General features: G+C 56.8%; 8 protein-coding genes and 1 pseudogene. 3 read left to right on the top strand and 6 right to left on the bottom strand.

Annotated features, from left to right (window positions below; all coding sequences use genetic code 11):
- Positions 1–218, bottom strand: a pseudogene (locus DXXMK7_RS23105) (serine protease); the annotation flags it as partial.
- A gap of 334 nt (positions 219–552) precedes the next feature.
- On the opposite strand from DXXMK7_RS23105, the gene DXXMK7_RS23100 reads away from it, so the two are divergent.
- Positions 553–780: a hypothetical protein gene (locus DXXMK7_RS23100; protein WP_238555970.1), complete on the top strand. Its 228-nt coding sequence runs from the start codon at positions 553–555 to the stop codon at positions 778–780.
- Here DXXMK7_RS23100 and asr read toward each other — a convergent pair.
- The 3 genes from asr to rstA all read right to left on the bottom strand — a co-directional run bounded on the left by asr (position 761) and on the right by rstA (position 3,299).
- Positions 761–1,129 (bottom strand): acid resistance repetitive basic protein Asr, encoded by a 369-nt coding sequence (gene asr / locus DXXMK7_RS12290; protein ID WP_238555969.1) that lies wholly within the window; start codon positions 1,127–1,129, stop codon positions 761–763. The two genes, DXXMK7_RS23100 and asr, sit on opposite strands and share 20 nt — an antisense overlap.
- A gap of 75 nt (positions 1,130–1,204) precedes the next feature.
- Positions 1,205–2,581, bottom strand: coding sequence for a two-component system sensor histidine kinase RstB (rstB, locus tag DXXMK7_RS12285; protein WP_038919347.1), 1,377 nt, complete (start codon positions 2,579–2,581; stop codon positions 1,205–1,207).
- Entirely contained in the window at positions 2,556–3,299 is a 744-nt protein-coding gene (gene rstA, locus DXXMK7_RS12280; protein WP_038668381.1) for a two-component system response regulator RstA, read from the bottom strand. The genes rstB and rstA overlap by 26 nt, the downstream gene beginning before the upstream one ends.
- 240 nt (positions 3,300–3,539) lie before the next feature.
- Between rstA and DXXMK7_RS12275 the strand changes: the two genes are divergently transcribed.
- Entirely contained in the window at positions 3,540–3,980 is a 441-nt protein-coding gene (locus tag DXXMK7_RS12275; protein WP_038919346.1) for a hypothetical protein, read from the top strand.
- Between the two features lie 53 nt (positions 3,981–4,033).
- Here the strand turns inward: DXXMK7_RS12275 and dauA are convergent, their stop codons facing one another.
- Entirely contained in the window at positions 4,034–5,749 is a 1,716-nt protein-coding gene (gene dauA / locus DXXMK7_RS12270; protein WP_038921004.1) for a C4-dicarboxylic acid transporter DauA, read from the bottom strand.
- A 376-nt stretch (positions 5,750–6,125) separates the two neighbouring features.
- A complete protein-coding gene (gene chaA / locus DXXMK7_RS12265) occupies positions 6,126–7,226 on the bottom strand; it encodes a sodium-potassium/proton antiporter ChaA (RefSeq protein WP_038919345.1) in 1,101 nt (366 codons plus the stop codon).
- A 559-nt stretch (positions 7,227–7,785) separates the two neighbouring features.
- Between chaA and DXXMK7_RS12260 the strand changes: the two genes are divergently transcribed.
- On the top strand, positions 7,786–8,463 hold the full coding sequence (locus tag DXXMK7_RS12260; protein WP_038919344.1) for a gamma-glutamylcyclotransferase: 678 nt from the start codon (positions 7,786–7,788) through the stop codon (positions 8,461–8,463).
- Positions 8,464–8,556 lie beyond the last annotated feature (93 nt).

Below are 8,556 nucleotides of genomic sequence, written 5' to 3'. Positions count from 1 at the left end.
GAGATCAGGGTCGCGGTGCAGAGGTTGCCGCTGGCGGTTTCCAGTTGACCAATTGCCTGCCACGGCCATTGGGCGGTATCCGGCACTTGGTCGCGGTCATCATGATTAAAGAACAGAGTCTGTTTTTGTTGTTCCGTCGTGGCTGACGGTTCGTTATCGGCCCACGCAGAAGCGGCGAGCACGCTCAATGAACATAACAACCAGGCTGATATGCGCATGTAATGAATGGCCTTTAAAGATGAAATTCAGCGTATTAACCGTCATCAATCCACTATAAACGTAGCATGCCGGAATCAGGCAGGAAACGACAGATTGGTTGGTCAGGCGAATCGGATGACCCGGTTTGGGCGCTCAGGCGAGGATGAAATCGGGTTATAAGAAGAACACCACGATAACCAGCGCGCAGATAAGCAGGAAGGACAGCACGATTTCAAATGAGTAGCGTCGCAGCATTATCCGGTCCCCATGAAACAAACACCCGGCGAACCGGGTGTTTGATAACGCTATTGTCATGTCGGTAGTGGGGGAGCGTACTCCTGACTACCGGTGCTCATGACCATCAACAGTCACTTTGGTGAATTAAGCAGCCGGAGCGGTTTTTGCTTTTTTCACTTTTTTGTGTTTTTTAGCAGCCTGAGCTTTCTGGGCAGCCGGTTTTTTCTTGGCTACTTTTTTAGCAGCCTGAGCCTTCTGGGCAGCCGGTTTTTTCTTGGCTACTTTTTTAGCAGCCTGAGCTTTCTGGGCAGCCGGTTTTTTCTTGCTACTTTTTTGGCAGCCTGAGCTTTCTGGGCAGCCGGTTTTTTCTTGCTACTTTTTTGGCAGCCTGAGCTTTCTGGGCAGCCGGTTTTTTGGCTTTTTTGTGTTTTTTAGCGGCCTGAGCCTTCTGAGCAGCCGGGGCTTTTTTCTTCGCTACTTTTTTGTGCTTTTTAGCAGCCTGTGCTTTCTGATCGGTTTTTTTCTTCTCAGCTTTTTTCACCGGTTTTTTGGTGGTGTCAGCTTTAGTAGCAGTAGTAGCAGTAGTAGCAGTAGTAGTGGCCGGAGCAGCCGCCGGAGCAGTGGTACCTGCTGCGAAAGCTACAGAGGACAGACCCAGAGCCGCACCTGCGATCATCACTAAAAATTTATTCATCGTAAATTCCTCATTATCCAGTTCACGTTTCGAACCCCAGGGTGGGCCGATGACTGAAGAATAGGGGAACATAAGCTAGCGATCTGTGAGTGTTTGGTTTCCGCGTGTAACGGATTGTACAAGGTTTGCAGACGAAGAATTTGACGAGGATTTGTGCTCGATAATCGGCCAGCGGAACAGGAAGCGCGCGCCGCCCAGCGGGCTGCTGTCTACCTCGATCGTGCCGTTGTAAGCGCGCACGATGGCGTGAACAATCGCCAGCCCCAGACCACAGCCGCCGCTGCTGTTTTCGATACCGGCTTCCAACCGGATGAAGGGTTCGAAGATATGTGCGCGGTCTTCCGGCGCGATGCCCGGCCCGTCATCCTCCACCTGCAGGTAGGCGGTATGCTGGTCCAGCGTTAGCCCGACCCGCAGGCGATGCTGACAGAAACGCAAGCCGTTATTGACCAGATTGTTCAACACCCGTTCCATCAGGCGCAGGTCTACATAGCCGAAGTTGTTATCGCCGGTTAAGTCCAGCTCAATCTGTTTATCGTCATGCACCAGCCGGAAATCGTCGATTCGCTTGTGCAGCCATTGCGACAGGTCGATCTCTTCGAGATGCAGCGTCACCTGCGGCCGATCGAGGCGGGCGTAGGTCAGCAGTTCATCGATTAACGCCTCCAACTGGCCGACATCGCGGTTGATGGCTTCTTGTTCTTCGTCGGTCAGGTTGTCGCTCATCGCCAGTCGGTAGCGCAACCGGACCAGCGGCGTGCGCAGCTCATGAGCGATATTGTCGATCAGCTGTTTTTTACTGGTAATCAACTGGTTGAGGTTGTCGGCCATGCGGTTGAACGCCACTCCGAGGCGGAACAGACTGGAGGTATTATCAAAGTGTGTCCGCTCTTCCAGATGGCCGTCACCCAGCCGCTGCGCGGCGCTTTCCAGTTGCAGCATCGCCTTCCAGTGCGGGCGTATCCACAGGAACACCGGCAGCGCCAGCGACAGGCCGATCAACGCCAGAAACAGCAGGTTGACCAGCCGGATTTCGTGCAGGAAGAACAGATAGGGAATCGGGCCGACCGCCAGCACGTAGTGACTGCGCGGAATACGCTGGATAAACGTGTATTCGTCGTCCAGCGCGACGATTTCCCCCTGAATCAGCCGCTGCTGCGCCTGCGTGCTAAGCCGGTATTTGCTGATTGGCTCAATGTGCAACTTGAACGACAGGTTAAGGTCCATCTGGTTGATGGTCTTGTGCCATTCTCGTGGCGGAATGGAGCGCAGCTCGTTGCGGATCAGATACAGCGAGCTTTTCATCAGGTCATCCATCGACTGGCGTCCGGCCCGTTCCGCCGTGACTTTGTACACCAGCCCCACCAGCAGGGTCATCACCAAAAAGCTGGCGAACAGCAGCAGAAAGAACTGAATAAACAGTTTTTCATGGCGTGAGGGTCTCCCAGGCATTGGGGGCGAACAGATAGCCTTTGTTGCGGATGGTTTTGATGCGCACCGGTTCCAGCGCGTTGTCGTACAGTTTTTTGCGCAGGCGGGAAATGGCGACGTCGATACTGCGATCCATCCCGTCGTAACTGACGCCGCGCAGCGCCTTAAGCAGCGCTTCGCGGTCCATGATCTGTCCGGCGTGGGTGGCCAGCAGCCACAGCAGGTCGAAATCCGACGTGGAGAGGGCGATATTCTCGTCCGCCAGCGTGACGTCGCGGTTAACCGGATCGATGCACAACAGGCCGAAGTGCAGCGATTTATGCACCTGAACCTGCGTTTTCACCGGCGCGCTTTTTTCCACCGCCGGCTGCGGCGCGGCGGCGTATTGACGGAAATGCAACCGCAAACGCGCCAGCAGCACCGCCGGCGGCGTGGTTTTAAGAATATAGTCATCGGCCCCCATTTCCAGCGACAGAATGTGGTTCATGTCGCTGTCGAGCGAGGTGAGCAATACGATGGGGCCGGTAAAGAGAGGGCGCAGTTCCCGGCAAATCGTCATACCGTCTTTGCCGGGCAGCATGATGTCCAGCAACACCAGGTCGGGCTGTTGTTCTTCGATGAAGGCCAGCGCGTTATCGCCGCGCGGCTCAATGCGTACATCAATATCATGTTTACCCAGATAGGCTGCGATCAGTTTGCCGACTTCCGGATCATCTTCAACAAAAACAACTTTATACATGACATCCCACTCACAACAGAACGCGTGTTATGGCTCATGCCGGCGCCGTCTGACGGCATGAGCGGCTACGACGCAAGCGTAGGGTGCGCTGGATCGCATTGCCAGCAGAAAAGTCCCTGCTTTTGTCTAATAGCTCTACAATTATTAGAGATACTATACCTTATTAATCCTTTTTACGTTGTAATGGTTAACGTGAAATGGCGTGATGCCAACGGTCGGTTGACGGAAAGGAGAAAAAGGATGGAAGAGGCTCATTCCGGGCCTGCGGGCTCCTCTGAAAGTGAACGGATGTGCATTGATTATACCGCGTACCTTGGCGCGCTGTGCCGCAAGCGCTGGCGCTTTATCGACGCGTTGTACGGCGTGATGCCGATTTTCGGCATGGTGACCAAGTCACCCGTGGTAGCCGGGAGCGCCGGCAAGGATAAACTGCTGGAACTGGCGATGCAGGTACTGTCCACTCAGGCCAGCGATGAAACCAATCTTTCCCGTCTGATTACACTGGCGCGCCAGCAAGGGGTAACGGAGCTGGACATCCGGCTGCCTTATGCGCTGTCCGGCGAGCAGTTGCAGGCGATAGGGCAGGCCTGCCGCGATCATGAACTGGCGCTGAGCCAGCATGCGGAGTGCCTGACGGTGCGTTCCGCCACATCGACGGCGCCGTCAGGGCTGCTCTGCTGAATATTTGAGGCGTACTGAATCGGACCCCGCATAAAGCGGGATCCGGTGAACGATCAGGAAGCCGGCTCGTCGGGAACGGGGGTGGTTTCCGCCAGCGCCTGTTCCAGCGTGGCGTAGAAACCCAGCCGGTTGGCGATCGGCGTAACGTTAGCCCGGGCCAGTGTTTTGAGCGGCTGGAACGGGATATCGGTAATGATCAGCTGTTTTTCCGGCGGCAGCAATTCCACAAAGTGGCGGAAAGCGTTAAGGCCGCCGGCATCCAGCACCGACACGGCATCCCACTGCAGAACAATCGTCGGGTAAGGCTGGGCGCGTTCCATCAGTTCATTAAACAGGCGCTCCGCTGCGGCGAAAAACAGCGGTCCGTTAATGCGCAGCACCAGCCGCTGGCCCGCGATGGTGCCCGGCAGTTCGCTCAGCCGCGTCATGCGCGCCACATTGCCCATGAACAGCAACGACGCCAACACAATCCCCACCGTAATGGCAATTACCATATCGAACAGTACGGTTAACGCCATGCACAGCACCAATACCAGAATGTCGTCCCGCGGCGCCCGGCGCAGCAGGTAGACAACTTTGTGCGCCTCGCTCATGTTCCACGCCACCAACAACAGCAGTGAGGCCATCGCCGACAGCGGCAGATAAGAGAGCCAGGGCGCCAGCACCAGCAGGGACAACAGCACCAGACCTGCGTGGATCACCGCCGCGATGGGCGAAGTCGCGCCTGCACGCACGTTGGCGGCGGAGCGGGCGATGGCGGCGGTGGCGGTAATGCCGCCGAAGAACGGCGCCACCATGTTGCCGATGCCCTGGCCGATCAATTCGTTACTGGGATGGTGTTTTCGTCCGGTCATGCCGTCCAGCACCACCGCGCACAGCAGTGACTCAATGGCGCCGAGCATCGCCATGGAAAACGCCGCCGGCAGCAGCTCGGACAGACTTTTCCAGCTCAGCGTCATGGTGTGGCCGTCCGGCGCGGGAATGTTCCACGGCAGTAAAAACTGCGGCAGAATCGCCGGGATCCCCTGACCGTGACTGCCGTCGGCCAGCAGGTAGCTGAAACGCGAGCCGATGGTCGCCACGTCAAGGTGAAACAGCGATAACACGCCCATCACGGCGGTGCCTGCCAACAGCGCGGGGAGGTGACCCGGCAGGCGAACGCCCAGTTTCGGCCAGACGATCAGCACCAGCAGCGTCGTCGCGCCAACCAGCGTATCGCCGATGTTCAGCGTCGGCAGCGCCTGTACCAGCGCCGCCACTTTTTCGGCATAGTGCTCCGGCACCGTGGTCATGGTCAGGCCGAAAAAGTCTTTTACCTGCATGGTGGCGATGGTGATGGCGATACCGGAGGTAAACCCGAGCGTCACCGGCAAAGGAATGTATTCAATCAATCGCCCCAGCCGGCACAGGCCCATCAACAGCAAAAACACGCCGGAGAGTAGGGTGGCGACCAGCAGGCCGGAGATGCCGAACTGCTGGGATACGGGATGAAGAATAACCACAAATGCGGCGGTGGGGCCGGAGACGCTGTAGCGGGAGCCGCCGCACAGCGCGATCACCAGCCCGGCGATCGCCGACGTATAAAGTCCATACTGCGGGGGCACGCCGCTGGCGATAGCCAGCGCCATCGCCAGCGGGATAGCGATGATCCCGACGGTGATCCCGGCAATAACATCATGAGTAAAACGCGACAGCGTGTAGGTTTCTCGCCAGCAGGCTTCAATCAGCGCGCTGAACGGTCTGATACCGTTAATTCGGTGTGATTTCATGGAAAACAAGAACCAAACAATGAAAAACAGGCGGGTCGACAGCGGCCCGTCACGGCCAGGGCGTGTGCCGCCTGCGGTGGTTGCTGGAGAAGTGGAAACAAAAAGCGCAGCCGCCGCGGTAGGACACAGTCCAAAGCCGATACCATACGCCTGTTTTTTGACGCAGATCCAGCGGTAAATCAATGGAAAGGATTTTTTCGGGCAAGAAGAGAATATTGTCGTATAAATCGCTGCGTTGCCGATACGCGGCAGGAAGTTGCGGGCAGAAAAGCGTAGACCGGGAAGCGTAGAGAAGACGGCAAGATAACCGGGATGAGATAACCGGTAATGAATAGTACGATGCCGGTATCGCTGGGCGGCGATACCGGCGGGGCGCTTACAGCATGATGGTCATCAGATAAGCGGCGAACAGCGCCAGGTGCGCGCTGCCGTTGAGGACGTTGGTGCGGCCGGTGGAAAAGGAAATATGGCACAGCACCAGCACCGACAGCATCACCACAATATGCGGCAGGTCGAGCGAAAACTGCAGGGTGCGGCCGGTGAGCGTGGCGATCAGCGTTACGGCGGGTACCGTCAGCGAAATGGTGGCCAGCACCGACCCGAAGAACAGGTTCATGGCGCGCTGTACCTGATTGCGCAATACGGCGGTGATGGCGCCCAGCCCTTCCGGCGACAGGATCAGCAGCGCCACCAGGAAACCGGTAAATTGAGCCGGCGCGTTCATCGCCTCCAGCAACCCTTCCAACTGCGGCGAGTCCATCTTGGTGACGCCAATCACCGCCACCAGATGCACCAGCAGCCAGATTGCGTGCCAGGCGGAGCTGTGTACCGACGGTTTGCCGTGGTGCGGGTTGTCATCATCGCTTTCATCTTCGTGCTCGTAGACAAACAGGCTCTGATGCGTGCGGGTCTGAATTAGCAGGAATACGCCATACATCATGGCGGAAATCAGCGCGATGATGATGGATTGCGCCACGGAGAAATTGCCTTCCGGCAACGCGGCGGGAAACACCAGCACCAGTATCGCCAGCGGGAAAATTGCCATCAGATATTGCTTGATGCCGGCCAGATTGACGTACTGGGTGGCGAATTTGCGGCCGCCCAGCAACAGGGCGAAGCCGACCAGACCGCCGCTGACGATCATGATGATAGAATAAAGGGTGTCGCGCATCAGCGTCGGGCCGGCATCGCCGGTCGCCATCAGCGCCGAAATCAGGCTGACTTCCAGAATCACGACCGACAGACTGAGGATCAACGAGCCATAAGGTTCCCCCAGACGATGCGCCAGCACATCGGCGTGGCGCACCACGCTGAACGCGCTGGCGAGGATCCCCACCAGCGCCAGCAGGTTGATGCCGACCATAGCCGGCAGGCTGCGGGCATCGCCCCATAATGTCAGCGCCAGCAGCGCCAGCAACGGAAAAATCAGGGTGTATTCGTGGTGACGGGTTTTCACCGCGTCGGAGGATGTTGGCATGGTCGGGTCTCCTTATACCGTCTAAAGATAAGCGTTTTTTTATTGCATCCGGGCGTTGATTGACGCATTGGGCGATGCTGCGTTTTTGCCCGGATGATTTTTCCCTGCCTCTCCGACACCATCGGAGCCAAAAGTATTGTTACTTAAAACCCGGTGTAACCTGATTTAGCGGGTTTTTACGGGGTGTTTTCATTCTTTATGTTTTATCTGATTAATAGTAAAAGATTTTGTACTTTTTGTTTACTGTTTTTATCAAATGATAACGTATTTTATCTTTTTATAGGTTGTCATTTTTAAGCTAAACGACGCATAAATAAGATGGGATTGTCATTTTCTCATGAATGCGAAGGATGGGCGCGGTCTGACATCATTGCGAAACCGTTCATGAACGTCTGCCGCGCTATTGCATCGGGCGTTTAGCAAAATTCTGGTAAAGGTTAACGATATTTTGCCGTAGAAATAAGCAATACCTGCGTTGATTACAGGGTTGATGATCGGCCAGAATAGACGAGGCGATGCCGCCGCGCAGTAAGAAACGTTTTAGTGAGGGCAGTGGGTAGTGTTGACGCGTGATTTTTTGCAGAAAGCAGATTGTAAAACCTCGTTTGGCAATATTGATGAATCCTTGTTGCTGACCCCTCAGCAGCGTGCGGCGTCTCTGGCGTGTACGCTGGCATCCCGCCCTGACCAAAGCCCGGTCTGGGTGTTCGGTTACGGCTCCCTGATGTGGAATCCGGTATTCGATGCCGAAGAGGTTTGCGTGGCTACGCTCAACGGCTGGCACCGCACCTTTTGTCTGCGCCTCACCGCCGGCCGCGGCACCCATAGCCAGCCTGGCCGTATGCTGGGGCTGAAACCCGGCGGCGAAACCACCGGACTGGCCTACCGGTTGCCTGAAACTACCCTGCGCGAAGAGCTGGAACTGCTGTGGAAGCGTGAAATGCTGACCGGTTGTTACCGGCCGCTATGGTGCGAACTGCGCTGCCAAAGCGGCGAGCCGATCACCGCGCTGGTGTTTGTCACCGACCCCGAACATCCGCTGCTGGAAGCCGATACCTGCATACAGAGTATTGCGCCGCTGATTGCCTGCGCCAGCGGGCCGCTCGGCACCAACGCCCAGTATCTGTTCGCGTTGGAACAGGAACTGAAGCATTACGGCATGGCGGACGAAAGCCTGAGCGCGCTGGCGCAGCGGGTGCGGGAACTGCAGCAGGGCCCATCCGCCGGTCAGGCGTAGCGTTAACCCTGCGCGGCGCGGGCCTGACGAGGGCGTGAACTGAGACGGAGGTTGTCTATACCAGTCCGGCGGCAGTGATGATACCATGCTGGC

It is taken from the genome of Dickeya sp. MK7, from assembly GCF_000406305.1.
GTDB lineage: Bacteria > Pseudomonadota > Gammaproteobacteria > Enterobacterales > Enterobacteriaceae > Dickeya > Dickeya fangzhongdai.
The sequence above is the reverse complement of the archived record's forward strand: the minus strand, read 5'-3'. Positions and strand labels throughout refer to the sequence as shown.